The following is a 25,608-nucleotide window of genomic DNA, read 5'->3' as shown; positions in this document are numbered from 1 at the left end:
GCGTTCAACGGGTTGAGCAACACCGCACCGGCGCCGTGCTCGGTGGCCGTCCAGTCGATGAACTCCCGCAGATCACCGAAGTCGCCGATGCCCCACGAGCGCGCCGAGCGTAGCCCGTAGAGCTGCAGCATCCAGCCCCAGGTGCTGGGCGTCTGCGGCAGCCGAGGTGGTGCCGCTACGACGGTGACCTCCTGGTCGTCGCCGGTGCGCAGCCGGTACCAGCCCGGCGCCAGGTCGGCGGGCAGTTCACCGCGCACCTCGATCTGGCTGCCGTCCGCCGCGACCAACTGGGCTGCCCGCGGGATCGGCGTCGGGCGGCCATCCAGCCGCACCGCGATGGTCGGGGGTAATCGGCCGGCCCGGTCGAGTTCTGCGAGCCTGGCGAGTTCGATGCGCCGGGCGGTCTCGGTCCCGGCGTCGACGTCCAGCAACCCGAGCACCCGGATCACGACGGCGGCGTCGACCTCCACCGGCTCCCGTCGTTCGTTGCGGTAGGAGGTGGCCACGTGATGGGCGGCGGCCAACTGGCGCAGGTCATCTGGAAACACGCTGCTGCTATACCCGAGCGGCCGTCTTTCACACGACCGCGAGGTCAGTTGGCGTGCAACGCCTCGTTCAGCGCGATGCCCTGGCCGTCGCGGCCGACCACTTCGACCGCCCCCGTCACCGAATTGCGCCGGAACAGAAGGTTGTTCGCGCCGGAGAGCTCACGTGCCTTCACCGTCGTCCCGTCCGGGGTGGTCACCTTGGTGCCCGCCGTCACGTACAGGCCCGCCTCGATGATGCAGTCGTCGCCCAGCGAGATGCCCAGCCCCGCGTTGGCGCCCAGCAGGCACCGCTTGCCCACCGAGATGACCTGCGTGCCGCCGCCGGACAGCGTGCCCATGATCGAGGCGCCACCGCCCACGTCGGAGCCGTCGCCGACCACCACACCGGCCGAGATGCGGCCCTCCACCATGGAGGCGCCGAGCGTCCCGGCGTTGAAGTTCACGAAGCCCTCGTGCATGACGGTGGTGCCCGGCGCGAGGTGGGCGCCGAGGCGGACCCGGTCGGCGTCGGCGATCCGCACGCCGGTCGGCAGCACGTAATCGACCATCCGGGGGAACTTGTCGACGCCGTAGACCGTCACCTGGCCGCGGCCGCGCAGCCGCAACCGCACCTCTTCGAAGCCGTCGATCTGGCAGGGCCCGAAGTTGGTCCACACCACGTTGGTCAGCACGCCGAAGATACCGTCGAGATTGCATCCGTGCGGCTCGACCAACCGGTGCGACAGCAGGTGCAGTCGCAGGTAGGCGTCGTAGGTGTCGGCCGGCTTCTCGGCCAGGTCGGCGATCACCGTGCGCACGACCACGGTCCGTACCCCGCGCGCCGGGTCGGCTCCGGCCGCGGCGGCCAGGTCCTCGGGCGCGTCGTCGGCAGTCAGGATGGTGCTGCCCGACGGGCTGTAGGCGCCCAGTTCGGGATCAGGGAACCAGGTGTCCAGGACGGTGCCGTCCTCGGTGATCGTGGCCAGTCCGACGCCTGCAGCAGAAGTCACGGTGCTCCACCGTAATGCATGGGCGGCGCCCGCTAGCCTGGGAAGTTGTGCCGGACCCTGTACTCGACCTACGCGCTGATCCGATCGCCCTGACGGCCGCGCTCGTCGACATCCCGAGTGTGTCGCACGACGAGGCCCGCATCGCCGACGCGGTGGAGTCCGCGCTGCGCAGGCAGACCGCCGGCTACGACATCGTCCGCTCCGGCAACGCGGTCCTGGCCCGCACGAACTTCGGCCTTCCGTCGCGGGTGGTGCTGGCCGGTCACCTGGACACCGTGCCGATCGCCGACAACGTGCCGTCGGTGTTCGACGGCGACCATCTGTTCGGGTGCGGCACGTCGGACATGAAGTCCGGGGATGCGGTGTTTTTGCACCTGGCCGCCACCATCGCCGAGCCGACCCACGACGTCACGCTGATCTTCTACGACTGCGAAGAGATCGAAGCCTCGGCCAACGGCCTGGGCCGCATCCAGCGCGAGCTGCCGGACTGGCTGCACGGCGACGTCGCGATCCTGGGCGAGCCGTCCGGGGGCTACATCGAGGCCGGCTGCCAGGGCACGTTGCGGGTAGTCATCTCAGCGGCCGGGATCCGCGCGCATTCGGCGCGATCCTGGTTGGGCGACAACGCCATTCACAAACTCGGCGCGGTGCTCGACCGGTTGTCGGGCTATGACGCCCGGATCGTCGACATCGACGGTTGTACTTACCGGGAGGGGTTGTCGGCGGTCCGGATCGAGGGCGGGGTGGCCGGCAACGTGATCCCCGACGCGGCCGCGGTGACCGTCAACTTCCGCTTCGCGCCCGACCGCTCGCCAGAGGCCGCGCTGGCCCACGTGCGGGAGGTCTTCGACGGGCTCGACGTCCACCTGGAGCAGACCGATGTGGCCGCCGGCGCTCTGCCCGGGCTGCATCATCCCGCAGCCGCCGCGCTGGTGACGGCTGCCGACGGAATGGTCCGCGCCAAATACGGCTGGACCGACGTCGCCCGCTTCGCCGCCCTCGGCATCCCGGCGGTGAACTACGGGCCGGGTGATCCCAACCTGGCCCACAAGCGCGACGAGCGGGTGGCGGTCGCGCAGATCACCGCGGTGACCGACACGCTGCGGCGCTACCTGACCACCTGACCGTCAGCCCCGGGCCCGATCCAGTGCGGCCACGGCGAACGCACAATCCACCGTGTCGGCCAGCGCGGCCAGGGCGCCTGCGGCCTGCGGGTCGCCCAGCGCGGCGGCCTCGTTCCAGGCCCACACCGCCGCCGCCAACTGGCCGCCGCGTTGGGCGCCCCTGGCCGCATCACGGGCGGCCGCGATCGCCGACTCGGTATCGCCCACGGTGGCCAGCCGCCAGGCCCGCGCCACCCCCAGTTCCGGCGCGAACAACGCCGATTTGGTGCCGTGGCGCGCCTCGGCGCGGCTGAGCGTCTTGGCCGACTCGGCGATCTCACCCTGCTGCGCCAGCGCGGTGGCCAGATACATCAGCGACAGCGGTCCCCAGGAGTAGCCGGTTCGCTCCAGCGTGGCCGCGGCCGGCCCCAGCAGCCGCGCCGCGCCAACCGGGTCACCCTGGGCGATCAGCACCTGGGCCAGCAGCACGTCGCCGATCGACCGGCCGGGCTGGGCGAGCTCCGCGAAATCGGTGAACTGCCTGGCCGTGTCGTACGCCGCGGCGGGCTGCCCGGCCATCAGCAGTGTCGTCGTCTGCGCCAGGCCGACCGTGAACCGCAACAGTCCCGGGTGCTCGGCGCCCAGCGCCCGGTCGACCAGCGGGCCCACCTGGTCGAACCGTGCCATCCGGGCCGAACTCAACGCCGCCGCGCTGGCCGCCCACGCCACCGCCATGTCGCCGGCCTCGGGCGCCGCCAGCACCTCGGCCGCGATCTCGACGGCGCGCGCCACGTTGCCCGCGTTCATCGCGAACGTCGCCGACAACGCGTCCAGGGTCAGGCGGTCGGCGGTCGTGTTGATGCGCTTACGGATGTTCTGCAGGAACGCGGTGGCGCGTTCGGGTTCGGACAGCATCCAGAACTGGTTGGCGGCCCGCGGCAACGCCCACGCCATCACCTCGGCCTCCGACAGCGCGTCGGCATCGACGTCGGCCAGCACCGAATCCGCCTCGCGACCGCGGCCCTGCCAAGCCAGGGCATAGCTCAGCGCCAACCGTGCGTCGAACCTCTCGCAGCGCGCCACGGCCGCACCGGCCAGCCGCTCACTGACGGTCAGGTCGCCCAGTCGCAACGCCTGCTGAGCAGCTGCCACCACGTCGTCGACCGATTCGGGGACGTCGCTGTCCAAGGCCAGCACCGCTCGGCCCAGTCGGTCGGCGACGTCGCGGCAAGGCGTGGCGCGCAACCGGGTGACGATCTCGGAGCGCCGGCGGCGGGCGTCGGCCGGGTCGGCGGCGCGGGCCACCCGCTCGACGAACAACGGATGACCGGCATACACCGCAGTGTCGAACACCGTTGCCGCGCCTGCTGTTTCGGCCTGCTCGACGGCGTCCGGCCCGGCCAGGGCGGCCAGGTCCGCAGCCGACAGCGGCTCGTGCACCGCCAGATAGGCCAGCGCCGCGCGGGCCGGGGCGGACAGCCCGTCGAGGTATGCGTCGATCAAACCGTCCAGTGAGGTGGCCGCCGACTGCGTCTGGATCAGCATCCGCAACTCCAGCGGGTTGCCGCCGGTGCGTCGGTAGACGTCGTCGCGGGATTCGCCCAGCGCGGCCAGCACCGCCCGGGTCTCGGTGTCGTCCAGCGGCCCGAGATCGAGGCGGGCCAGCAGTCCGTCCTCGGTCAGCGCGGCCACCGCCGACGGCAGTGGGCCACCCGCGCGGACCGTCACGACCAGCCGGGTCCGCGCCTGGCGGGCCAACTGGTAGACCAGGGTGGCCGACAGCGGGTCGAGTAGCTGGGCGTCGTCGATGACGATCAGCGTGCTGTCGGCTTGGGCGAGTAGAGAATCCAGCGCCGAGCGGATCAGCGCCGCCGGCTTGCCGACTTCGGTGACCTCCACCAGCGGACCGAACGCGCCGAACGGAACCACCGATCGGGTTGCGGTAGCGATCACCCGAACCGGATCCTTCTCCCCGAGCTGGTCGGCGATCTGCGCAGCCAGCGTCGTCTTGCCGGTGCCGTCGGCGCCCACCAGCGCCACCCCGCCATGGCGCTCGAGCAGGCCGATCGCGCTGTCCACGCACGGGCGGGGGACGACAGGCCACCGAATCGGCATAGCCGGACTTTATTTGCCGGTCCCGTGCCGTCAGGGCATTAGCGGCGAATTCGTCTGGGCTAGGTTTGCCGGTGTGCATCCCGGATCCGAGAATCGTGACGACGAGTGGGCGGTCTGTGTGTACTGCGCCTCCGGCCCGCGCCACCCTGACCTGCTCGAGCTCGCACACCAGGTGGGTGCGGCGATCGCCGAGCGCGGCTGGACGCTGGTTTCCGGCGGCGGGAACGTGTCGGCCATGGGTGCGGTGGCCGACGGGGCCCGCTCGCGCGGCGGGCGCACCGTCGGTGTGATCCCGAAGGCCCTGGTCCACCGCGAGCTCGCCGATGTCCAGGCCGACGAGCTGATCGTCACCGACACCATGCGCCAGCGCAAACAAGTCATGGAGGACCGCAGTGATGCCTTCCTGGCGTTACCCGGCGGGATCGGCACGCTGGAGGAACTTTTCGAAACGTGGACGGCGGGGTACCTGGGTATGCATGCCAAGCCGGTGGTGCTGCTGGATCCCGCTGGTCACTATGACGGCCTGCGGACCTGGCTGGCGTCGCTGGTCGAGCCGGGCTACGTCGCGCAGGCCGCTCTGGACCGGTTGGTCGTCGTGAACGAGGTGCAAGCAGCCCTCGAGGTCTGTGCGGCCGGGCAGTAGTGGCCCGGGGTTACGCTGACCGCGGGACGGGCGAGATTACGGGAGGTGGCGGCGGTGGCCAATGAGGAGTCCAGCGCGCGGAAGTCGGTGGGACTGATCGACCTTGCGACACGGTTGCCGTCGGTGGTGATGGACGCGCCGGTGATTCTGCGCGGTGTCGTGACGGGTTTCCTGGCGTTGCCGACGTCGAAGACGTCGATCGGCAAGGTGTTCGCCGACCGCGCCGCTCGCTACAGCGACCGGGTGTTCATCCGGTTCGGTGACGAGAAGATCACCTACCGGGAGGCCAACGAGACTGCCAACAGGTTCGCGGCGGTGTTGGCCGACAAGGGAGTTGGCCGCGGCGACGTCGTCGGCATCATGCTTCGCAACTCGCCCAATGCCGTCCTGATGATGCTGGCCGCGGTCAAGTGCGGCGCGGTCGCCGGCATGCTGAACTACCACCAGCGCTCAGATGTGTTGTCGCACAGCATCGGTCTGCTCGATGCGACGGTGGTGGTGGCCGAGGACGACCTGATCGACCCGATCAAGGAGAGCGGCGCCGAGCCGGGCCAGCTGATGACGATCGACGAACTCGTCGAGCAGGCCGCCGGAAAGCCGACCGACAATCCGGCGTCGGCCTCGGAGGTCCAGGCCCGCGACACCGCGTTCTACATCTTCACCTCCGGCACCACCGGGCATCCCAAGGCCAGCGTGATGACCCACCACAGGTGGCTGCGCGCGCTGGGCGCGTTCGGCGGGTTGGGGCTGCGGCTCAAGGGCGACGACACCCTGTACTGCCCGCTGCCGCTGTACCACAACAATGCGCTGACGGTCGCCGTGTCCTCGGTGATCAATGCCGGCGGCACGCTGGCGCTGGGCAAGTCGTTCTCGGCGTCGCGGTTCTGGGACGACGTCATCCAGATGGAAGCCACCGCCTTCATCTACATCGGTGAGGTGTGCCGATATCTGCTCAACCAGCCCGCCAAGGTCACCGACCGCGCCCACAAGATCCGGGTCATCGCCGGCAACGGCCTGCGCCCCGAGATCTGGGAGGAGTTCACCCGCCGCTTCAATATCGGCCGGGTCGCCGAGTTCTACGCCGCCAGCGAGGGCAATGCGGCCTTCATCAACATCTTCAACATTCCCAAGAGCACGGGCATCAGCCCGACACCGCTGGCCTACGTCGAGTACGACGCCGAGACCGGCGAGCCGGCGCGTGACGAGAACGGCCGCGTGCGTAAGGTGCCGCCCGGCCAGCCCGGCTTGCTGATCAGCCCGGTGAACAAGCTGTCGCCCTTCGACGGCTACACCGACAAAGAGGCCAGCGAGAAGAAGTTGGTGCGCAACGCCTTCAAAGAGGGCGACGTCTGGTTCAACACCGGTGACGTGATGAACCCGCAGGGCATGGGTCATGCTGCGTTCGCCGACCGGCTCGGCGACACCTTCCGGTGGAAGGGCGAGAACGTCGCCACCACGCAGGTCGAGGGCGCTCTGGGCCAGGACAGCGGTGTCGAGGAGTCGACGGTGTTCGGGGTGGAGGTGCCCGACACCGGCGGCCGGGCCGGTATGGCGGCGATCAAGCTGCGCGACGGCGCCGAGTTCGACGGCAAGAGCCTGGCCAAGACCGTCTACGGCAACCTGCCCAGCTACGCCGTGCCGTTGTTCATCCGGATCGTGGAGTCGCTGGAGACCACCTCGACGTTCAAGAGCCGCAAGGTCGACCTGCGCAAGCAGGCCTACGGCGGCGACGGCGAGGAGATCTCCGACCCGCTGTACGTGCTGGCCGGCAAGGACGAGGGCTACGTTCCGTTCTACCCGGAGTACCCGAAGGAAGTGGCATCGGGTAAACGCCCGGCCTAAGCTCCTGCGCCCAAACCAACGACTCGCCGAATAAGTGCGAGTAGATCGCACCATTTCGTCGATCTCGGCGCTACCAGGCACCATGGTGGGGTGACGTCGACGTTCTGCGGACGGCCGGTGGCCGGTGATCGCGCGCTGATCATGGCGATCGTCAACCGCACCCCCGACTCGTTCTACGACCGGGGCGCGACCTTCACCGACGACGCGGCCAAGGACGCCGCGCACCGTGTCATCGCCGAGGGAGCCGATGCCGTCGACGTCGGGGGAGTCAAGGCAGGGCCGGGCAACGTCGTCGACGCCGACGAGGAGATCGCCCGCGTGGTGCCGTTCATCGAGTGGCTGCGCGGCGCCTACCCCGACCAGCTGATCAGCGTCGACACCTGGCGGTCGTCGGTGGCCAAGCAGGCCTGTGCGGCCGGGGCGGACCTGATCAACGACACCTGGGCCGGAGCCGATCCGGCATTGCCCGAGGTCGCTGCGGAGTTCGGCGCGGGCCTGGTGTGCTCACACACCGGCGGCGCGGTGCCGCGCACCCGGCCGTTCCGGGTCGCCTACGGGACCACGGTGACCGGGGTGGTCGACGATGTCATCGCCGAGGTCACCGCCGCAGCCGAACGGGCCGTGACGCTCGGCGTCGCCAAAGACGCGATTCTGATCGATCCGACGCACGATTTCGGCAAAAACACTTACCACGGCCTTATTTTGTTGCGCCACGTAAAAGATCTTGTTAAGACCGGATGGCCCGTCCTGATGGCACTCAGCAACAAAGATTTCGTCGGGGAGACTTTGGGTGTGGAGCTCACGCAACGCCTCGAGGGCACCCTGGCTGCGACCGCACTGGCCGCCGCCGACGGAGCCCGGATGTTCCGGGTGCACGAGGTAGGGCCCACTCGGCGCGTGCTGGAAATGGTCGCGTCGATCCGTGGGGAACGTCCGCCGGCGCGGACGGTGAGGGGCCTGGCATGACCGAACTCGTGGCAAACGACACACTCTCCGGCGACACCTGGCTGTCCGACCACAGCTGGAGCCGGCCGAACTGGACCATCGCCGAACTGGTGGCCGCCAAGCGCGGCCGCACCATCTCGGTCGTTCTGCCCGCGCTCAACGAGGAGGAGACCGTCGGCTCGGTGGTGGACAGTGTCCGCCCGCTGCTCGGCGGGCTGGTCGACGAGCTGATCGTGCTCGATTCCGGCTCCACCGACGACACCGAGATCGAGGCGATCGCCGCCGGTGCCCGGGTGGTGACCCGTGAACAGGCGGTGCCCGAGATCGAGCCGCAGCCGGGCAAGGGCGAGGTGCTGTGGCGCTCGCTGGCCGCCACCACCGGCGACATCATCGTGTTCGTCGATTCCGACCTGATCGAGCCCGACCCGATGTTCGTGCCGCGGCTGGTCGGCCCGCTGCTCACCGGCGACGGGATCCACCTGGTCAAGGGCTTCTACCGGCGGCCGCTGAAGGTTGGCAAGGGCGAGGATGCCAACGGCGGCGGCCGGGTCACCGAGCTGGTCGCACGGCCGCTGCTGGCCGCGCTGCGGCCCGAGCTGGGCTGTGTGCTGCAGCCGCTCGGCGGCGAGTACGCCGGCACCCGCGAGCTGCTGACCTCGGTGCCGTTCGCCCCGGGCTACGGCGTGGAGATCGGCCTGCTGGTCGACACCTACGACCGGCTCGGCCTGGATGCGATCGCCCAGGTCAACCTGGGGGTGCGCAGCCACCGCAACCGGCCGTTGATCGAACTGGGCGCGATGAGCCGGCAGGTCATCGCCACGCTGCTGTCGCGCTGCGGCATCGCCGACTCCGGCGTCGGGCTCACCCAGTTCCTGCCCGACGGCGAGGACGGCTATCTGCCGCGGACCACGTCGGTCTCGCTGGCCGACCGGCCGCCGATGAACACGCTGCGCTGAGACGCGTCGATCGCCCAAACCGACAAATGGGCGCGAAAAGTCGAGCAAAAGCCTGCAGAACGTCGATCTCGGCGCGAAGTAATCTCGTGGCGTGACGTTGATCCTGCTGTACCTGGTGGTGCTGATCCTGATCGGCACCGTGCTGTTCGGGGTGGCGAGCCTGGTGTTCGGCCGCGGCGAGGAGCTCCCGCCGCTGCCGCGGGCGACCACGGCGACCGTGCTGCCGGCCTCCGGGGTCACCGGCGAAGACGTCGAGGCCGTCAAGTTCACCCAGGTGTTGCGTGGCTACAAGACCAGCGAGGTGGACTGGGTGCTGGACCGCCTCGGTGCCGAGCTGGACCAGCTGCGCGGCGAGCTGTCCGCGGTCCGTGCGGCCGCGGGGCTGGACGAGCCCGCGGTCACCCACCACGCCGCCGCTGGCGCCGACGAGGAGCCTGCGTGAGCGAGCTGGCGCCCGACGACGGCCGCACCCGGTGTGGCTGGGCACAGGGCCAATCCGTGCTCTACCGGGACTATCACGACCTGGAGTGGGGGCGCGTGCTGCGCGGGCAGGTGCCGCTGTTCGAACGGATGAGTCTCGAAGCGTTCCAGAGCGGGCTGTCGTGGCTGATCATCCTGCGCAAACGGGACAACTTCCGGAAGGCGTTCAAGGGGTTCGACATCGAGAAGATCGCCCGCTTTACCGAGCGCGATGTCGCCCGGCTGATGGCCGACGAGGGAATCGTGCGCAACCGCGCCAAGATCGAGGCCACCATCGCCAACGCCAGGGCGGTTGCCGACTTGGATGTCGACCTGTCCGATCTGTTGTGGTCCTACGCGCCGCCGTCGCGCCCGCGGCCGGCCTCGATGGCTGATGTGCCGGCCATCACACCCGAATCGCAGGCGATGGCCAAGGACCTCAAGAAGCGCGGTTTCCGGTTCGTCGGCCCCACCACGGCTTACGCACTGATGCAGGCCACCGGCATGGTCGATGATCACGTCGCCTCGTGCTGGGTTCCCCCGGCCCCAGCCGCCTGAGAGCGGCAAATCACAGGCCCTCAATCGGGTCTTTCACACCCATGCCCGCCGATGAGGAACAATAGAATCGAAAACAAGCACTTCATGCCGGACGCACCAGCCACGCAACCGGCATCCGATCGGGTCCGTGAAGGCGGGCCGGCTCGACTCTGGAGGGAGCACTCGATGGCGGCGATGAAGCCCCGGACTGGTGACGGTCCGCTGGAAGCAACCAAGGAGGGGCGCGGCATCGTGATGCGGGTACCGCTGGAGGGCGGTGGACGACTGGTCGTCGAGCTGACGCCCGATGAGGCCGCCGCGTTGGGCGACGAACTCAAGAACGTCACCAGCTAACTGATCGATCTCCGAAAACCCCGCGTGGCCGCGCGGGGTTTTCTCTGCCGGTCGGGCTACGCCGACACTTTGCGGTAGATCTCCAACGTCTGCTCGGCGATGTGTGCCCAGGAGAACTCGTCGATGCAGCGTTGCCGACCGGCGGCGCCGAAGCGGCTGGCCCGCTCCGGATCGCCCACCAGCGCGTTGACCGCCTCGGCCAACCGGGCCTCGAAGCCCGCCGGGTCGGCCTGTTCGTAGTGCACCAGGGTCCCCGTCACGCCGTCGGCGACCACCTCGGGAATGCCACCGACATCGGAGGCCACCACGGCCGTGCCGCACGCCATCGCCTCCAGGTTCACGATGCCCAGCGGCTCGTACACCGACGGGCAGATAAAAGCCGTTGCGGCCGAGAGGATTTCGCGGATCTTGCCGATCGGCAGGAACTCCTGCACCCAGAACACGCCGCTGCGGGTGCCGGCCAGCTCCTGCACCGCCGTGCTGACCTCGGCGGCGATCTCGGGGGTGTCGGGTGCGCCGGCGCACAGCACCAGCTGGATGTCGGGGTCGAAGCGATGCGCCGCGGCGATCAGGTGGGGGACACCCTTCTGGCGGGTGATCCGGCCGACGAACGCCACCATCGGTCGCGACGGGTCGACGCCGAGCTCGGCCAGCACCGACTCGCCGCGCTCCGGCGGAGCCGGATACCAGACGCTGGTGTCGATCCCGTTCTTCACGACGTGAACCCGGTTGGGGTCCAACCCCGGATACACCGACAGGACGTCCTCACGCATGCCGGAGCTGACGGCGATCACCGCGTCGGCGGCCTCGACCGCAGTGCGCTCCACCCACAGCGACACTCGGTAGCCGCCGCCGAGCTGTTCGGCTTTCCAGGGCCGCAACGGCTCGAGGCTGTGCGCGGTCAGCACGTGCGGGACGCCGTAGAGCAGCGCGGCGAGGTGACCGGCCATCCCGGTGTACCAGGTGTGTGAGTGCGCGACCGTCGCCTCGGCGGCCGCATTGGCCATCACCAGATCCGCGGACAGCGTCGACAGCGCCGGGTTGGCCCCCTTGAGTGCCGGGTCGGGCTGGTGCACGAAGGCTCCGGCGCGTGGGGCACCCATGCAGTGCACGTCCACCTCGCACAGCCGGCGCAGTTGCGCGACGAGTTCCGTCACGTGCACGCCCGCCCCGCCGTAAACCTCGGGTGGATACTCCCGAGTCATCATCGCCACCCGCATAGGCCCGACGGTAGTGGCACCGGCCCGGCGGCGCAGCCTTGTGGGGACAACGCGAGTGTCGCAACCCCAAAGTCGTTGTTGCCGCGACACAGCGACCTGCAATAGTCGCGATGGCCTAGCCGTCTGTAGCGCGTGCCATTAGGTTTGCAGCATGAGGGAATTGCCACATGTGCTCGGCATAGTCTTGGCCGGCGGAGAGGGCAAACGCTTGTATCCGCTGACCGCCGACCGGGCCAAGCCCGCTGTTCCCTTCGGCGGCGCCTACCGGCTGATCGATTTCGTGTTGTCGAATCTGGTCAACGCCCGCTACTTGCGCATCTGTGTGCTCACCCAGTACAAGTCGCACTCGCTGGACCGGCACATCTCGCAGAACTGGCGGCTGAGCGGTTTGGCCGGTGAATACATCACGCCGGTGCCCGCCCAGCAGCGCCTCGGTCCGCGCTGGTACACCGGATCCGCCGACGCGATCTATCAGTCGCTCAACCTCATCTACGACGAGGATCCGGACTACATCGTGGTTTTCGGGGCCGACCACGTGTATCGGATGGACCCCGAGCAGATGGTCAAGTTCCACATCGAAAGCGGTGCCGGTGCCACGGTTGCCGGCATCCGCGTGCCGCGGGCCGAGGCGCACGCGTTCGGCTGCATCGACGCCGACGAGTCCGGCCGCATCCGCGAGTTCGTCGAGAAACCCGCCGATCCGCCGGGCACACCGGACGATCCGGAGCAAACGTTCGTCTCGATGGGCAACTACATCTTCACCACCAAGGTGCTCATCGACGCGATCCGCGCCGACGCCGACGACGACAACTCCGACCACGACATGGGCGGCGACATCATCCCGAGGCTGGTCTCCGACGGGATGGCCGCGGTCTACGACTTCAGCAACAACGAAGTGCCCGGCGCCACCGAACGCGATCACGGCTACTGGCGCGACGTCGGGACGCTGGACGCGTTCTACGACGCGCACATGGATTTGGTGTCCGTTCACCCGGTGTTCAACCTCTACAACAAGCGCTGGCCGATCCGCGGGGAGTCGGAGAACCTCGCACCCGCCAAGTTCGTCAACGGCGGCTCCGCGCAGGAGTCGGTGGTGGGCGCGGGCAGCATCATCTCCGCGGCCTCGGTGCGTAATTCGGTGTTGTCGAGCAACGTGGTGATCGAGGACGGCGCGATCGTCGAGGGCAGTGTCCTGATGCCCGGGGTACGGGTCGGCCGCGGTGCGGTGGTCCGGCACGCGATCCTGGACAAGAACGTCGTCGTGGGGCCGGGCGAGATGGTCGGCGTCGACTTGGAGAAGGACCGTGAACGCTTCGCGCTGAGTGCCGGCGGAGTGGTGGCCGTCGGCAAGGGTGTGTGGATCTAACCGGGCTGTGCACTCCGGCGCCGCCTGCGGCGCCACAGCGACACCGCCGCCCAGGCCAGCGCGATCATCACCACCAGCACGAGTGCGGGGATCAGGATCGCGATGAACACCAGGGCGGCACTGGTGATGTCCTCGAGCGTGCTCAGCACGGGCGCGGCGACCCCGGCGGTGGTCACGTTGGCGACCGGCCGCACCGTGGTCTTGGTCAGGTGGACCACCAGTGCGGTGACCACACCGATCGCGATCGGCACCCACTGACCGCTCCGGGCGAACTCACCCGGGTCGGTGACCGCGGCGGTCTGGGCCGCGGTGCCCGAACCGAACACGATCCCGCCGGCGGTCGGCCGGACGAAGGTCTGCACTGCGTCGTTGACGGAGTCCAGCGCGGGCACCTTGTCGGCGATGATCTCGACGACCAGCAGCACCGCGACAATCGCGATCACCCAGCCGTTCTCCAGCCATGACCAGCCGTGCGGCAGCGTGATCAGGTCGGTGAACCGGCCGAGCAGTCCGATGGCCAGCAGCGGGATGTAGGCGTTGAGACCTGCGGCGGTGGCCAGGCCGAAACCGGTCATCAGCTCCACGCGCGCCTCCTCACGACGGTCCCGCATACAGGATGACGCGTCAGCGCGCCCGTCGTCAGGCCTCGAGCAGATCCATCTCTGCGGGGTTGGCGCCGCCGATCGGCTGCGAGATGAAGCTGCGGGTGGTCAGCGGGCCACCGAACTGCTGCAGCAGGCCGCCGTCGGCATTGCGACCCAGGTCGATCGGTTCGAAGCCGAACCGCTGGATCAATTCCGCCACTACACCGTTGGCGTCGGCGTCGTCACCCGACACGAACAAGACCCGCCGCCCGCCGTGCCCGTCGCCGGGCTCGTGGGCGAGCACCTTGGCCCAGGTGTGGCCGAAGGCCTTGACCACGCGGGCGTTGACAGCCCATTCGGCGACCAGGTCCGACGACGCCCTGCCGCCCAGGTCGGCCGGCGAAAACGTGCTGTAGTCAATGGCATTGGTGGCGTCGACGAGGATGCGCCGGTTCCAGTCGGGGACCTGCGCCACGAGGTCTCGGACGGCATCAAACGGGACGGCCAGCACCACGACGTCGGCCTGCAGGGCCTCGGCCACCTCGGTGGGGACGATATGAGAGCCGAGTCGTTCGGTCAGTGCTGCCACCCCGGCGGGACCGTGCGATGCGGCGACGGCGACGTCGAGGCCCACTCGGGCGAAGTGGCCTGCGACTGCCGAACCGATGTTGCCGGAGCCGATGATGGCGTAGGTCATGGGAGCGCCCTTCAGTTGCCCGAGCGGGGCAGGGTTTTGTAGCGAACGGTAAAGTTATTCTGCGCCGACGGTATCAGAACCGACGGTGCGACGCCTAGGATCAACGCCATGGCTCGGCCCCCGAAGTTCGATCGCGAAGAAGCGCTGCGCTGCGCAATGCAGCTGTTCTGGGAACGGGGTTTCGACGGCGCTTCCATCAGTGATCTGACCGAGGCGATGGGCATCTCGCCGCCGAGTCTGTATGCCGCCTTCGGCGACAAACAAGCCCTGTACGACGCCGCCGTCGACCTCTACGAGCTGACAGCCGTGGTGCCACCCGCTCTGCAGGCGCCCACCGCGCGTGAGGTTTTCGAGCAGATGCTGGACCGGGCGGTCGAGTTCTACACCCGGCCCGGTCATCCGCGCGGCTGCTTCGTGATCGCCGACCCGCTGTTGCGAACGCGTCGCAGTCGCGGACGCGATGACATCGTCGACCGCATGCGGCAGGCGCAACGTGCCGGCGATCTCGATCGGGAGGCGAACGCCGAGGCGTTGGCGGATTACATCGACACCGTTCTGCGCGGATTGTCGGCGAAGGCCCGAGATGGCGCCAGCCGCAAGCAGCTACGGGCGATCGCCGTCGTCGCGCTGCGTGCGTGGCCGTAGCGGCGACGGCGCGGCGCCGCCGACACCGTTCAGGCCGGTGCTGCTGTCACCACGGTGAACAGCTTTGCTATTCGGTCTTTTTCGACGAGCGCCACGCCGAAACCGGAGATCAGCGGCTCGGCGATCGTCGCGTCGGCGCCGGAGGCGAAGACGCAAGCAGGTTCTCTGCCATCAGACGAGTGATGTTCTCGTTCAACGGTTTTTCACTCCAGCGAGCCGGGTGGAAAGCTATAGTGCTCATGCAAGTTATACAACCGCGCTTACCAGATCAGCGGGACCAGTCGGTAGCGGACCTTCTGCATGTACTCCCGGTAACCGTCCAGTTCGGCCGCGAGCAGCTTCTCCTCGTCGAGGATCCGCACCGCCATCAGCGCCGTGCCGACCGCGACGAGAAGCAGTGCCCAGTACGAGCCGAGCGCCAACGCGATCCCGGTCATCAGGATCACGTTCCCGGAGTACATCGGGTGGCGCACCAAGCCGTACAGACCGGTGCTGACCAGAGTTTGACCATCTTCGATGGTGATATTGGCCGCCGCATAGCGGTTTTGGTAGACCACCCACATCGCCAGTCCGAGACCGGCGGCCACCAGGACGTCGCCGAGCACTGACAGCCAGGGCGGTACGTTCGACCACCCGAATCGGTGATCCAGCGCCGGCACCACCAACATCGCGGCGAACACCACGAACGTCGCCGCGATCACCACCTTCTGAACCGGTCGCGTCTCGGCCGTCACGCCGGCGTGGGTGCGCCGTTCCATGGCGGCGGGATCGATGCGCGCCAGCAACAGCGTCGGCACCAGACTCGTGACGCCGAATACGGCGAGCAGTGCCCAGCCCTGCCAGTAGTGCACGGTGCCCGCAGGCACGAACAGCAGCGCGGCGAAGGCTGCGATGCCGACGACGGACGAGATCACGATGCGGACAGAGATGTTCATGCCCACCCTCCTAGGCGACGTCGCGGTGCCGGTAGATGAAGCCGGCGCCGAGCGTGACCACCGCCGACACGGCGACCATCACGCACAGCGCCACAACGGAGACCGACGACGGCGCGGTGGTTCGTCCCACCGGCGAGGCGTCGATCAGCCAGCGCGGAAGCCGCAACAGCGCACCGAGATACAGTGCGGCGACTACGAGGGTGACGGCCAGCCATCCGATGCCGGGATGCTTGAGCGCCACCGCCAGAGCGGCCACGGCGGCCACGACGGCCATGGCGGGCAGGAAGGCCAACGCCGCCAGGGTCAGCCGCGCAATCGTCTGCGGTTCGCCCAATGTCAGGCCCGCGCCCAGGCCGTTGCCCAGTCCCGCGCAGGCCAGCAGCACCGCCGCACCGGTCAAGGCCGCTGCCACCGCCGACAGCAGCCATGTCCAGCGCGACACCGAGCCCGCCAGCACCGCCTCGCCGATCCCGGACTCCTCATCCCGGCTCAGCCGCACCACCACGGTGACCACGTACGCCGTCGTCGCCGCGGCCAGGAACTGCGTCATCGTGGTGTAGACCCCGTCCAGGCCGTGCGCGGAGAGAACGCGCGACAGCAGCGGGTTGTCGGCCGCGGCATCCATCAGCGACTTCGTCATCGATCCGAAGGCGGCTCCGGCGATCAACAGTCCGATCGCCCAGCCGGTGGTCAGGCCGGCGTGGATCCTCAGGTGCAGGGCGAACACACCCGGCACGGGGCGGGCCCGGGAATGCTCCCCGGAGGATGCCAGGACGCCGTCGTCGTATTGGCGCCGGCTCTCCAGCACGGCCGTGACGGCGACGAGCACGATGGCCAGCACCGCGAGCAGGCCCAGCGGCCACCAGCGCAGCGCGACGAACGGCCGCATCTGTTGTGCCCACGCGATGGGCGAGCACCAACTCAGGGCACTGCCGGAGTTGTCGATCACATCCCCGGCCCCGCGCACCAGTACGGCGGCGGCCAGCACCCCCAGTGATGCGCCGGTAGCGGTGCGGGCCTGGCGCCACAGCTGGGCACACAGCGCTGCCACCGCCCCGAACACGGTGGCCACCGCCGTCACGCCCAGGCACATGGCGGCCGTGTCGACGACCGCGAAACCGCTGGCCGCCATGGCGATTGTCATCGTCACGGCCAACACGGCATTGACCAGCGCCATGACGATCAACGCTGAGCTGGTGCGGGCGTGCCGCCCGACAATCGACGACAACACCAATTCGGCTGCGCCACTTTCCTCTTCGGCGCGAGTGTGTCGGATGACGGTCAGGATCGCCAGAATCGAGGCGGCGACGATCAGCGTCAGCATCAGTTCGTTGGCCATCATCACGCCGAGATCGGTCTCGTTGCCCCCGAACATGGGCCCGCCCAACATGATTCCGGCCGGCGTTTTGAGCAGATTGACTCGCGACTGGCGCTGGGTCTCGTCAGGATAGGCCAGGTTGATGGCGTTGGGGGCGTAGACCATCATCAGGGTCAGCGTCGACACCCACACCGTCAACCGGACGCGGTCGCGGCGCAGTGCGAAACGAACCAGTGCGGATGTTCCGGCCAGCGAGTTGACCGGGAGCGCGGTCGCAATCATTGTGCGGCGCTCCGGTATTCACGCAAGAACAGGTCCTCGAGAGAGGCCGGCGTCACGGTCAGGTCTGCGATGCCCAATTGGGTCAGGTGTGCCATGGTGGCGTCGAGCACGTCGCGGCCGACGGTGAACCGGATCTGCCCGTCACGGACGTTCACATCGTGCAGCCCAGGCCAGCGACTGACCACGCTGGGGTCGCGGTGCGTCCGAGCCGTCACGGTGGTACGCATCAGCTCCTGGAGCTGGGCCAGCGATCCGGATTGCACGGTGCGCCCGGCGCGGATGATCGTGACGGTGTCACAGACTTTCTCGACCTCGGCCAGGACGTGACTGGACAGCAGGACCGCTGCGCCCCGACGGGCGACTTCGTGCACACAGTGCTGGAACACGTTCTCCATCAGCGGATCGAGACCCGATGTCGGTTCGTCGAGGATGTAGATGTCGGCATCGGTGGCGAACGCGGCGATCAGCGCGACCTTCTGGCGGTTGCCTTTGGAGTAGGTGCGCGACTTCTTGTGCGGGTCGAGTTCGAACCGCTCGATCAACGCGTCCCGCCGGCGGGCGTCGGCCCCGCCGCGCAGACCGCAGAGGAAGTCGATCACCTGGCCGCCGGTCAGGTTCGGCCACAGGGTGACGTCACCCGGTACGTAGGCGATCCGCCGATGCAAGGCGACCGCGTCGAGCCAGGGGTCGCCGCCCAGCAGCCGTACGGTGCCACCGTCGGCGCGCAGTAGTCCCAGCAGCACTCGGATCGTGGTGGATTTTCCCGCGCCGTTGGGCCCGAGGAAGCCGGCGACCGAACCCGCCCGGACGGTCAGGTCCATCCCGTCCAGGGCCCGGGTCCGTCCGAAAGTCTTGACCAGACCGCGGATTTCGACGGCGGTGTCAGTGCGCGTCGTCGCTGTTGCCCTTGTCATCTGATTCTCCTTCGGTCTCGGCTGCAGCTTCGCTTTGAGCCACGAGGCTGTCGAACATCGTCGAATCGGTGAACACGCCGTTGGTGTAGATCTCCAGGGCCGGGAGCACCATGTCGCTGGCGTAGTCGCGCAGCACTGCTCGCAAGTCGGTCGGGTTGTCGTGGAGTTGCAGATAGAGCAGGAACGCGCCGCCGCCTGCCATCCCCATGTACTTGGCGCGCGCGGCCGGGTCGCGGCTGGGCTTGATGGTGCCGGCGCGGACTCCCTCGTCGACGTAGCTTTCGATGTTGGTGATCATCGTGCGCCACAGCTGCTTGGCGAGTTCGCCGCCGCTCTGCATGGTGCGTACCAGGTAGGCCATCATCGGCGCGTAGGACTCGATCTCGGCGACCTGGGCCAGCCACGTCGCCGGATCGGTGGACCGGATGGCCTCGGACTTGTCGCTGCGAATCTCTTCGGCGATGTAGTCGTCGCAGGCCTTTCGCAGCGCGTCCTTGGACCCGAAGTGGTGGATCACCAGCCCCGGGCTGACTCCGGCGGCTTCTGCGATCGCGCGGACCCCGACGGTGAATCCGTGTGCACCGAACATCTCGATCGCCGCATCGCGGATCCTGGCCGCCGTCGTCAGATCCGTTGAACGCATGTTTAGGATGCTAAACACGCGTTCAATCGAACGTCAAGGGCTTACCGCGGCCCCATCGGGGCGAAGACGGGGGTTGGTCAGGCGGCCCAGCGCAGGGCGACCGGCAGCTGCGCGGCGGCCGGGGTGCTGGCGCGGTTGAGAAGGATCTCGAACATCCGGGCTGCGGTCATCGATCCGGCGGAGTACCGCTGGGTGTGCTGCACCGACTCGCCGGGGCCCTCGACGATCAGGTGGACGAGGTGTGCGCTCGGCCCGTCGGTGGCGTCGTGACTCTCGGTCACCGCCGCGCGCAATCCGGCCAACGGGATGCGCCGTACATGCCGGCGGTCGCCCACGATGAGCACGCTCTCGGTGAATCGCAGATCGCCCCAGCGCGCCACGATCCCGTCGGCGCGGTCGTGGCGACTTTGCGAGAGATCGAGTGCGATGGCGCGAATTCCGAAAAGGATGAACGGCGCGACCAATACCGCCACCATCACGGGGCTGAGTCGTGGGTCCATGCTTTCCCCCCGAGTACACCGTGGGCGCGATGCCCGCCTGCCGGAAACCTGCGTGCAATCTGGCTGCCTCGCACCACCTTTGGCGGGTGCAAACCATCTAGGCAGCGAGACTATTGCATTGGCGTTGATTGTTCCCGGGAACGGCAATTCTTAATCTCGACGACATCTCGGAGCCGGTTTTCTCTTATTCATCGGGCGAGAAAAAGCCATTGAATATGTTTGCTGGAATTCCAGTTCTCTTGCATATGGCAAATAATTGTCGACTAAGAAAATCGTCAGAAGGCGGGCGGGATGTATGCCGGCGCACCGCGGTTGTCGCTGGTGGACTATTTGTCGCGCGGTCGGCTCGGTCGACCGGCTGACCGGCCTGTGCACTCGCTGTGAATCTCAGCAAACTCAGATGTGAAAACTCCGCCTGCAGCCGTGCGTCGGAACCCCGTGAGCACCGGTGAGGCAGCCCGACGACGGCGCCTGACGCCGCCGAGTCAGTAGTCGCGTGCCGCGACCAGAATCCCGTCCCCTAGCGGGATCAACACCGGGGTGAGCCGCTCGTCCTCGGCGATCAGCCGGGCCGCTTCCCGCACCGCCGTCACCTCGGCATCGCTGGCCGTCGGATCCCCGGCCCGGCCACCCAGTGCCGACCGGTGCACGACGATCACGCCCCCTGGGCGCAGCAGCCGCACCCCCTCGACCACGAAGTCGGCTTGGTCGGCCGGTGCGGCATCCAGGAACACCAGGTCGTAGGACTCGTCGGCGAGCCGGGTGAGGACGTCCTGCGCCCGGCCGGCGATCAGCCTGGTGCGTGACGGCCCGATCCCGGCCTCGTTGAACGCCTGCTTGGCGATGCGTTGATGCTCCGGCTCGATGTCGATGGTGGTCAGGACACCGTCCTCGCGCATGCCCGACAGCAGCCACAGCCCGCTCACCCCGGCGCCCGTGCCGACCTCGACGACCGCTTTGCCGCCCGAGAGTCGCGCCAGGACGCTCAGCAGTGCTCCAACCGCCGGCGTGACCGCTCCGGCCCCGGCGTCGACGGCACGTTCCCGGGCGGCCGCGACGATGGAGTCCTCGGAGATCGAGCCTTCCGCGTGGGCCAGGATCCGGTCGGCACGACTGGCCTGCGGCTGGCCTGATTGGTCCTCGGTAGTGGCCATTCTGAGGAGCGTAGAGGCAACGTGATCCAGTGGTGGGCAGGCGCGCCCGGCGCCGCGGCGGCCGGACCTGCCGCGGGGATGCCCGGACGTCGCCCGTCAAGCTCGACGCGCCGGGCTCGAGGTATCAGACCAGGGCACGAAATGATAACGAAAGCATTTCTTAGTCAAACCTTAGTTTGCTCATATCGCCCCCACACCGGTGTGGGGAACGGTAGCGGGCATGGAACACAGGCAACGCTGGTCGGGGAATACGCCAGAGAGCGCTCGTGTTGTCAGCCTTGATGCGATCGGCGGCAGCGAGCCGTCCGCGCAGATCAACCAGGAGGATCCGACGACCACCACACTGATGGCTCCGACACATATGTCGCACCCCGAGCAGTACGGGGAAGCCGAGTGGGTTGAACCGTCCGAGGAACTGCAAGGCACCGCGGTGTTCGATGCGACCGGCGACCGGACGGCGATGCCGTCCTGGGACGAGTTGGTGCGCCAGCACGCCGACCGGGTGTACCGGCTGGCTTACCGCCTGTCCGGTAATCAGCAGGACGCCGAGGACCTCACCCAGGAGACCTTCATCAGGGTGTTCCGCTCGGTGCAGAATTATCAGCCCGGCACGTTCGAGGGCTGGCTGCACCGCATCACCACGAACCTGTTCCTCGACATGGTCCGCCGTCGCGGCCGCATCCGCATGGAGGCGCTGCCAGAGGACTACGACAGGGTGCCGGCCGACGAGCCCAACCCCGAGCAGATCTACCACGATTCCCGCCTCGGCCCGGACCTGCAGGCAGCGCTCGATTCGTTGCCCCCGGAATTCCGTGCCGCAGTGGTCTTGTGCGACATCGAGGGCCTGTCCTACGAGGAGATCGGGGCGACGCTCGGCGTCAAGCTCGGCACTGTCCGCAGCCGCATTCACCGCGGCCGGCAAGCCCTGCGGGACTACCTCGCCGCACACTCCGGCCAGCAGGGGATGTCGGACTTCATCGCCGAATCGGCGTAATCCGGCCACCCGGCGGCTGGCCGCCTCGGCGGTCCGCCCCGGCCGGGCGAACGGCAAAACTGACGGTCATGTCATGTCGTTTGGGGCTGCGCGCGCTACATTCGACCTAGCGGCAATTGTGGCGTGCCCGACGTGACCGAGAGGAGCGCAGCGATGGTCGACCGTGGACACATGTTCCGTCGAGCATTCTCCTGGCTGCCCTCTCAGTTCGCCTCTCAGAGCGACGCCCCCGTCGGTGCACCCCGCCAATTCGGCTCGACCGAGCACTTGTCCACCGAGGCGATCGCCGCCTATGTCGACGGCGAGCTGCGCATGAAGTCCTACCTGCGCGCGGCGCACCACCTGTCGCTGTGCGCGCAGTGTGCCGCCGAGGTGGAGGGTCAGACGCAGGCCCGCGCCGCGCTGCGCGACTCCCTTCCGATCAGCATGCCCAGCAGCCTGTTGGGGCTGTTGTCGCAGATCCCGCAGTCGACACCGGACGAATCCGTGACCCCGCAGCAGCCCGGCCGCGCCGGTGGCGATCTCGAGGCCGGACTCGCCGACCAGTTAGCTGACGGCACAGACCGTGGCCGGCGTAAGCGCCGGTAGTGTGGATGTGAAGTCGAGCAGCGTCGTGCTCGGTCCGATAGCGCGCGCTCGCGGCTGAGCGCTTGGATAGAGGTTGAACTTGAGCCCCAATCAGGACAGTTCCGGCAGCAGCAGCCCTCGTTTGGCCCCGCGACCGGTGTCTCGGCCCCCGGTCGATCCCGCCGCCACCCAGGCTTTCGGGCGCCCCGCCGGTGTCGACGGATCGTTCATCGCCGAGGAGTTGCGACCGGCCAAGTTCCGCGGCGAGGTCGAGTTCCAGCCCAAGGACCGCCCTCCGGACCCCGTCCTCGAAGAGGCGTTCAGCCGTCCGCCGGGCAGTGATTCCCTGCAGCGCCACCCCGCCGACGCCGGGGCGCTCGACGCCGGCCCCGACGATTCCGAGGAACTCGACGACCCGTGGCGTGATCCGGCGGCCGCCGCCGGGCTCGGCACACCGGCGCTGCAGCAGGCCGCGCCCGTCGTGGTGGCCGGGCCCACCGGCAAGCTCGGGGTACGCGAGGTGCTCTTCGGCGGCCGGGTGTCGTATGTGTCGCTGGCGGTGCTGGGCATCATCGCGCTGATCATCGGGTTCGCCGGCGGCTGGGTGGGCCGCAAGACGGCCGAAGTCGTCGAAGCCTTCACCACGTCCAAAGTCTCGCTGGCCACCAACAGCACCGGCGAGGTTCCGCCCGGCCGGTTCGCCAAGGTCGCCGCGTCGGTGGCCGACTCCGTCGTCACGATCGAGGCCGTGAGCGACGACGAAGGCGCCCAGGGTTCGGGCGTGGTCGTCGACGGCCGCGGCTACATCGTCACCAACAACCACGTCATCTCCGAAGCCGCGACCAACCCGAGCAAGTTCAAGATCTCGGTGGTGTTCAACGACGGCAAGGAGGTGCCGGCCAACCTCGTCGGCCGCGATCCCAAGACCGACCTGGCCGTGCTCAAGGTCGACAATGTCGACAACCTCACGGTGGCGCGGTTCGGTGACTCCGACAATGTCCACGTCGGCGACGAGGTGATCGCCGCCGGCGCCCCGCTGGGGCTGCGCAGTACCGTCACGCACGGCATCATCAGCGCCCTGCACCGGCCGATCCCGCTGTCCGGCGAGGGCTCGGACACCGACACCGTCATCGACGCCATCCAGACCGACGCCTCGATCAACCACGGCAACTCCGGTGGTCCGCTGATCAACATGAACTCCGAGGTGATCGGCATCAACACGGCCGGAAAGTCGTTGTCCGACAGCGCCAGTGGGCTCGGCTTCGCGATCCCGGTCAACGAGGTCAAGCAGACCGTCGAGGCGCTGATCAAGGACGGCAAGGTGTCGCACCCGACGCTCGGGCTGTCCGCCCGCTCGGTGAGCAACGACCTCGCCCAGGGTGCCCAGGTGGCCAATGTGAAGGCCGGCAGCCCCGCCGAGAAGGCCGGCATCCTGGAGAACGACATTGTGGTGAAGGTCGGCAATCGGACGGTCGCCGACGCCGACGAGTTCGCCGTCGCGATCCGGCAGCTCAAGATCGGGCAGGACGCCCCGATCGAGGTCATCCGCGACGGCCGCAAGGTCACGCTGACGGTGAACCCCGCGCCGGACAACTGACGCGATGTTCGCCAACGTCGGGTGGGGCGAGATGCTCCTGCTGGTCGTCATCGGGTTGGTGATCCTGGGCCCCGAGCGGTTGCCGGGCGCGATCCGGTGGACGTCCAACTCGCTGCGGCAGGCCCGGGACTACATCAGTGGGGCCACCAGCCAGCTGCGGGACGATCTGGGCCCCGAGTTCGAGGACCTGCGCCAGCCGCTGTCCGAACTGCAGAAGCTGCGCGGCATGACACCGCGGGCCGCGCTGACCAAGCATCTGCTCGACGGCGACGACTCGTGGATCAAGGACGCCTTCCAGTCACCAGAGAAGCCGCAGAGCGCCGGGGGACCGCAGGACCAGATGCCGCCGCAGCCGCCGAAGCCTGAGCCGTTGCCGCCCGGCACGCCCGCGCCGTTCGACGCCGACGCGACATAGCCTTTCCAGCGATTTCGGCGCGTTTTCGTTCGCGTAGCGGCGGTTTGCGCGCCGAAATCGCTAGGGATCAGCCGCGGCGGGTGGTGTCCAGACCCAGCGACATCCCGGCCAACCCGCGCCGGCGCGCCGCCAGCTTGTCGGCGATGCTCCGCAGTTCCTTGCCTGCCGCGCCGTCGGGCGCCGACAACACCAGCGGCACCCCGGAGTCGCCGGCCGCCACCAGCGCCGGGTCCAGCGGAACCTGACCCAGCAGTGGCACTTCGGCGCCGACGGCCCGGGTCAGCCGGTCGGCCACCTGGCGCCCGCCGCCCTCGCCGAAGATCTGCATCGTCGTGCCGTCGGGCATCAGCAGGCCGGACATGTTCTCCACGACGCCGACGATGCGCTGGCGGGTCTGCAAGGCGATCGCCCCGGCACGTTCGGCCACCTCGGCGGCCGCGAGCTGCGGGGTGGTCACCACCAGGATCTCCGCGCCGGGGATCAGCTGAGCCACCGAGATCGCGACGTCGCCGGTGCCCGGCGGCAGGTCCAGCAGCAGCACGTCCAGATCGCCCCAGTAGACGTCGGCCAGGAATTGCTGCAGCGCCCGGTGCAGCATCGGCCCGCGCCACACCACGGGCGCGTTGCCTTGGGTGAACTGGGCGATCGAGATCACCTTCACGTCGTGCGCGATCGGCGGCAGGATCATCGACTCGACCTGGGTTGGCCGGTCGTCGGTGCCCATCATGCGCGGGATCGAGTGGCCGTAGATGTCGGCGTCGAGCACGCCGACCGACAAGCCGCGAGCGGCCAGCGCGGCGGCCAGGTTGACCGTCACACTGGACTTGCCGACGCCGCCCTTGCCGGACGCCACGGCGTAAACCCGGGTCAGCGAGCCGGGCTGGGCGAATGGGATCACCGGTTCGGCGGCGTCCCCGCGCAACTGCTTACGCAGTTCGGTGCGCTGCTCGTCGTTCATCACGTCCAGGTCGACGGTCACCGCGGCGGTGCCGGGAACGTCGGCGACGGCCTGGGTGACCCGCTCGCTGATCTCGGTCTTCTTCGGGCATGCGGCGGTGGTCAGGTAGATCTCGACGTGCACAGCGCCGTCGTCGGCGACCGCGATGCTCTTGACCATGTTGAGCTCGGTGATCGGGCGGCGCAGCTCCGGATCGATCACCTTGCCCAGCGCGAGTCGCACCTGGGTCTGCAGTTCGTTCTTCTCGGACATCAGCGCCGAGTCTAGGCGGAGCGCAGGAGCGCCCCGACCCCGAGGAGCAGCTAGGCGGCGGGGCCGGGCAGTGCGC

26 protein-coding genes and 1 pseudogene are annotated in these 25,608 nt (G+C 68.5%); 14 read left to right on the top strand and 13 right to left on the bottom strand.

Features of this window, described 5'->3' with window-relative positions:
- A partial coding sequence (locus MSZK_RS33015; RefSeq protein WP_233211322.1) for a 4-alpha-glucanotransferase occupies positions 1-548 on the bottom strand: 548 nt, incomplete at its 3' end.
- Between the two features lie 44 nt (positions 549-592).
- Positions 593-1,537, bottom strand: a complete 945-nt coding sequence (gene dapD / locus MSZK_RS14780; RefSeq protein ID WP_099248981.1) for a 2,3,4,5-tetrahydropyridine-2,6-dicarboxylate N-succinyltransferase — start codon at positions 1,535-1,537, stop codon at positions 593-595.
- Positions 1,538-1,584: 47 nt separating this feature from the next.
- Between dapD and dapE the strand changes: the two genes are divergently transcribed.
- The gene (dapE, locus tag MSZK_RS14775) at positions 1,585-2,661 is read left to right on the top strand and encodes a succinyl-diaminopimelate desuccinylase (protein ID WP_233211316.1); all 1,077 of its coding nucleotides are present in this window, start codon (positions 1,585-1,587) and stop codon (positions 2,659-2,661) included.
- Positions 2,662-2,664: 3 nt separating this feature from the next.
- Here dapE and MSZK_RS14770 read toward each other — a convergent pair whose 3' ends face one another.
- Positions 2,665-4,755, bottom strand: coding sequence for an ATP-binding protein (locus MSZK_RS14770; RefSeq protein ID WP_099248977.1), 2,091 nt, complete (start codon positions 4,753-4,755; stop codon positions 2,665-2,667).
- A 73-nt stretch (positions 4,756-4,828) separates the two neighbouring features.
- Here MSZK_RS14770 and MSZK_RS14765 point away from each other — a divergent pair, with 73 nt between their 5' ends.
- From MSZK_RS14765 to MSZK_RS14735, 7 genes are all read left to right on the top strand, one after another.
- The gene (locus tag MSZK_RS14765) at positions 4,829-5,398 is read left to right on the top strand and encodes a TIGR00730 family Rossman fold protein (protein WP_099248975.1); all 570 of its coding nucleotides are present in this window, start codon (positions 4,829-4,831) and stop codon (positions 5,396-5,398) included.
- A 54-nt stretch (positions 5,399-5,452) separates the two neighbouring features.
- Positions 5,453-7,240 carry a long-chain-acyl-CoA synthetase FadD6 gene (gene fadD6, locus MSZK_RS14760; protein ID WP_099249017.1) on the top strand — a complete coding sequence of 596 codons (1,788 nt, stop codon included), beginning with the start codon at positions 5,453-5,455 and terminating at the stop codon, positions 7,238-7,240.
- Positions 7,241-7,381: 141 nt separating this feature from the next.
- Complete coding sequence (gene folP, locus MSZK_RS14755) at positions 7,382-8,206, top strand: dihydropteroate synthase (protein ID WP_233211321.1); 825 nt, start codon at positions 7,382-7,384, stop codon at positions 8,204-8,206.
- Positions 8,203-9,141 (top strand): glucosyl-3-phosphoglycerate synthase, encoded by a 939-nt coding sequence (locus tag MSZK_RS14750; RefSeq protein ID WP_099248971.1) that lies wholly within the window; start codon positions 8,203-8,205, stop codon positions 9,139-9,141. The genes folP and MSZK_RS14750 overlap by 4 nt, the downstream gene beginning before the upstream one ends.
- A gap of 91 nt (positions 9,142-9,232) precedes the next feature.
- A complete protein-coding gene (locus MSZK_RS14745; protein WP_099248969.1) occupies positions 9,233-9,583 on the top strand; it encodes a DivIVA domain-containing protein in 351 nt (116 codons plus the stop codon).
- A 5-nt stretch (positions 9,584-9,588) separates the two neighbouring features.
- On the top strand, positions 9,589-10,158 hold the full coding sequence (locus MSZK_RS14740; RefSeq protein ID WP_099249015.1) for a DNA-3-methyladenine glycosylase I: 570 nt from the start codon (positions 9,589-9,591) through the stop codon (positions 10,156-10,158).
- 165 nt (positions 10,159-10,323) lie between these two features.
- On the top strand, positions 10,324-10,491 hold the full coding sequence (locus tag MSZK_RS14735; protein WP_005059648.1) for a DUF3117 domain-containing protein: 168 nt from the start codon (positions 10,324-10,326) through the stop codon (positions 10,489-10,491).
- A gap of 56 nt (positions 10,492-10,547) precedes the next feature.
- Here MSZK_RS14735 and glgA read toward each other — a convergent pair whose 3' ends face one another.
- Positions 10,548-11,711, bottom strand: coding sequence for a glycogen synthase (glgA, locus tag MSZK_RS14730; protein WP_099248965.1), 1,164 nt, complete (start codon positions 11,709-11,711; stop codon positions 10,548-10,550).
- A gap of 151 nt (positions 11,712-11,862) precedes the next feature.
- On the opposite strand from glgA, the gene glgC reads away from it, so the two are divergent.
- On the top strand, positions 11,863-13,077 hold the full coding sequence (gene glgC, locus MSZK_RS14725; RefSeq protein WP_099248963.1) for a glucose-1-phosphate adenylyltransferase: 1,215 nt from the start codon (positions 11,863-11,865) through the stop codon (positions 13,075-13,077).
- On the opposite strand, the gene MSZK_RS14720 is transcribed toward glgC, so the two are convergent.
- Together MSZK_RS14720 and MSZK_RS14715 are read right to left on the bottom strand one after the other, a co-directional pair.
- Positions 13,074-13,661 (bottom strand): DUF4126 domain-containing protein, encoded by a 588-nt coding sequence (locus MSZK_RS14720; RefSeq protein ID WP_099248961.1) that lies wholly within the window; start codon positions 13,659-13,661, stop codon positions 13,074-13,076. The two genes, glgC and MSZK_RS14720, sit on opposite strands and share 4 nt — an antisense overlap.
- 55 nt (positions 13,662-13,716) lie before the next feature.
- Positions 13,717-14,379: pseudogene (locus tag MSZK_RS14715) on the bottom strand (NADPH-dependent F420 reductase); the annotation flags it as partial.
- Positions 14,380-14,466: 87 nt separating this feature from the next.
- Between MSZK_RS14715 and MSZK_RS14710 the strand changes: the two are divergent.
- On the top strand, positions 14,467-15,003 hold the full coding sequence (locus MSZK_RS14710; protein WP_099248957.1) for a TetR/AcrR family transcriptional regulator: 537 nt from the start codon (positions 14,467-14,469) through the stop codon (positions 15,001-15,003).
- A 260-nt stretch (positions 15,004-15,263) separates the two neighbouring features.
- Here MSZK_RS14710 and MSZK_RS14705 read toward each other — a convergent pair whose 3' ends face one another.
- The 6 genes from MSZK_RS14705 to MSZK_RS14680 all read right to left on the bottom strand — a co-directional run bounded on the left by MSZK_RS14705 (position 15,264) and on the right by MSZK_RS14680 (position 20,749).
- Positions 15,264-15,938, bottom strand: a complete 675-nt coding sequence (locus MSZK_RS14705) for an isoprenylcysteine carboxylmethyltransferase family protein (protein ID WP_099248955.1) — start codon at positions 15,936-15,938, stop codon at positions 15,264-15,266.
- 10 nt (positions 15,939-15,948) lie between these two features.
- Positions 15,949-17,538, bottom strand: coding sequence for an ABC transporter permease (locus MSZK_RS14700; RefSeq protein ID WP_099248953.1), 1,590 nt, complete (start codon positions 17,536-17,538; stop codon positions 15,949-15,951).
- Complete coding sequence (locus MSZK_RS14695; protein ID WP_099248951.1) at positions 17,535-18,452, bottom strand: ABC transporter ATP-binding protein; 918 nt, start codon at positions 18,450-18,452, stop codon at positions 17,535-17,537. The genes MSZK_RS14700 and MSZK_RS14695 overlap by 4 nt, the downstream gene beginning before the upstream one ends.
- On the bottom strand, positions 18,421-19,095 hold the full coding sequence (locus MSZK_RS14690; protein WP_099248948.1) for a TetR/AcrR family transcriptional regulator: 675 nt from the start codon (positions 19,093-19,095) through the stop codon (positions 18,421-18,423). Before MSZK_RS14690 ends, MSZK_RS14695 begins: the two co-directional genes overlap by 32 nt.
- Before the next feature lie 77 nt (positions 19,096-19,172).
- Positions 19,173-19,595, bottom strand: a complete 423-nt coding sequence (locus MSZK_RS14685) for a hypothetical protein (RefSeq protein WP_142389928.1) — start codon at positions 19,593-19,595, stop codon at positions 19,173-19,175.
- A gap of 485 nt (positions 19,596-20,080) precedes the next feature.
- Positions 20,081-20,749, bottom strand: a complete 669-nt coding sequence (locus MSZK_RS14680; protein ID WP_099248944.1) for an O-methyltransferase — start codon at positions 20,747-20,749, stop codon at positions 20,081-20,083.
- 220 nt (positions 20,750-20,969) lie between these two features.
- Between MSZK_RS14680 and sigE the strand changes: the two genes are divergently transcribed.
- The 4 genes from sigE to tatB all read left to right on the top strand — a co-directional run bounded on the left by sigE (position 20,970) and on the right by tatB (position 24,322).
- Positions 20,970-21,743, top strand: coding sequence for an RNA polymerase sigma factor SigE (gene sigE / locus MSZK_RS14675; RefSeq protein WP_099248942.1), 774 nt, complete (start codon positions 20,970-20,972; stop codon positions 21,741-21,743).
- A 153-nt stretch (positions 21,744-21,896) separates the two neighbouring features.
- Positions 21,897-22,331: an anti-sigma E factor RseA gene (rseA, locus tag MSZK_RS14670; protein WP_099249013.1), complete on the top strand. Its 435-nt coding sequence runs from the start codon at positions 21,897-21,899 to the stop codon at positions 22,329-22,331.
- A 79-nt stretch (positions 22,332-22,410) separates the two neighbouring features.
- The gene (locus tag MSZK_RS14665; RefSeq protein ID WP_099249011.1) at positions 22,411-23,907 is read left to right on the top strand and encodes a S1C family serine protease; all 1,497 of its coding nucleotides are present in this window, start codon (positions 22,411-22,413) and stop codon (positions 23,905-23,907) included.
- Positions 23,908-23,911: 4 nt separating this feature from the next.
- Positions 23,912-24,322, top strand: a complete 411-nt coding sequence (gene tatB, locus MSZK_RS14660; protein ID WP_099248940.1) for a Sec-independent protein translocase protein TatB — start codon at positions 23,912-23,914, stop codon at positions 24,320-24,322.
- A 67-nt stretch (positions 24,323-24,389) separates the two neighbouring features.
- Here tatB and MSZK_RS14655 read toward each other — a convergent pair whose 3' ends face one another.
- Positions 24,390-25,532 carry an Mrp/NBP35 family ATP-binding protein gene (locus MSZK_RS14655; protein WP_099248938.1) on the bottom strand — a complete coding sequence of 381 codons (1,143 nt, stop codon included), beginning with the start codon at positions 25,530-25,532 and terminating at the stop codon, positions 24,390-24,392.
- Positions 25,533-25,608: the final 76 nt, after the last annotated feature.

Origin of the sequence: Mycobacterium sp. shizuoka-1, assembly GCF_002723835.1 — a bacterium.
GTDB lineage: Bacteria > Actinomycetota > Actinomycetes > Mycobacteriales > Mycobacteriaceae > Mycobacterium.
The sequence above is the reverse complement of the archived record's forward strand: the minus strand, read 5'-3'. Positions and strand labels throughout refer to the sequence as shown.

Excerpts from the sequence above, each read along its gene's own strand:
- MSZK_RS14770 (WP_099248977.1), bottom strand. The coding sequence starts at position 4,755 with ATGCCGATTCGGTGGCCTGTCGTCCCCCGCCCGTGCGTGGACAGCGCG.
- folP (WP_233211321.1), top strand. The coding sequence starts at position 7,382 with ATGGCGATCGTCAACCGCACCCCCGACTCGTTCTACGACCGGGGCGCG.
- MSZK_RS14750 (WP_099248971.1), top strand. The coding sequence starts at position 8,203 with ATGACCGAACTCGTGGCAAACGACACACTCTCCGGCGACACCTGGCTG.
- MSZK_RS14735 (WP_005059648.1), top strand. The coding sequence starts at position 10,324 with ATGGCGGCGATGAAGCCCCGGACTGGTGACGGTCCGCTGGAAGCAACC.
- glgA (WP_099248965.1), bottom strand. The coding sequence starts at position 11,711 with ATGCGGGTGGCGATGATGACTCGGGAGTATCCACCCGAGGTTTACGGC.
- glgC (WP_099248963.1), top strand. The coding sequence starts at position 11,863 with ATGAGGGAATTGCCACATGTGCTCGGCATAGTCTTGGCCGGCGGAGAG.
- MSZK_RS14710 (WP_099248957.1), top strand. The coding sequence starts at position 14,467 with ATGGCTCGGCCCCCGAAGTTCGATCGCGAAGAAGCGCTGCGCTGCGCA.
- MSZK_RS14705 (WP_099248955.1), bottom strand. The coding sequence starts at position 15,938 with ATGAACATCTCTGTCCGCATCGTGATCTCGTCCGTCGTCGGCATCGCA.
- MSZK_RS14700 (WP_099248953.1), bottom strand. The coding sequence starts at position 17,538 with ATGATTGCGACCGCGCTCCCGGTCAACTCGCTGGCCGGAACATCCGCA.
- MSZK_RS14695 (WP_099248951.1), bottom strand. The coding sequence starts at position 18,452 with ATGACAAGGGCAACAGCGACGACGCGCACTGACACCGCCGTCGAAATC.
- MSZK_RS14690 (WP_099248948.1), bottom strand. The coding sequence starts at position 19,095 with ATGCGTTCAACGGATCTGACGACGGCGGCCAGGATCCGCGATGCGGCG.
- MSZK_RS14685 (WP_142389928.1), bottom strand. The coding sequence starts at position 19,595 with ATGGACCCACGACTCAGCCCCGTGATGGTGGCGGTATTGGTCGCGCCG.
- MSZK_RS14680 (WP_099248944.1), bottom strand. The coding sequence starts at position 20,749 with ATGGCCACTACCGAGGACCAATCAGGCCAGCCGCAGGCCAGTCGTGCC.
- sigE (WP_099248942.1), top strand. The coding sequence starts at position 20,970 with ATGGAACACAGGCAACGCTGGTCGGGGAATACGCCAGAGAGCGCTCGT.
- rseA (WP_099249013.1), top strand. The coding sequence starts at position 21,897 with ATGGTCGACCGTGGACACATGTTCCGTCGAGCATTCTCCTGGCTGCCC.
- tatB (WP_099248940.1), top strand. The coding sequence starts at position 23,912 with ATGTTCGCCAACGTCGGGTGGGGCGAGATGCTCCTGCTGGTCGTCATC.
- MSZK_RS14655 (WP_099248938.1), bottom strand. The coding sequence starts at position 25,532 with ATGTCCGAGAAGAACGAACTGCAGACCCAGGTGCGACTCGCGCTGGGC.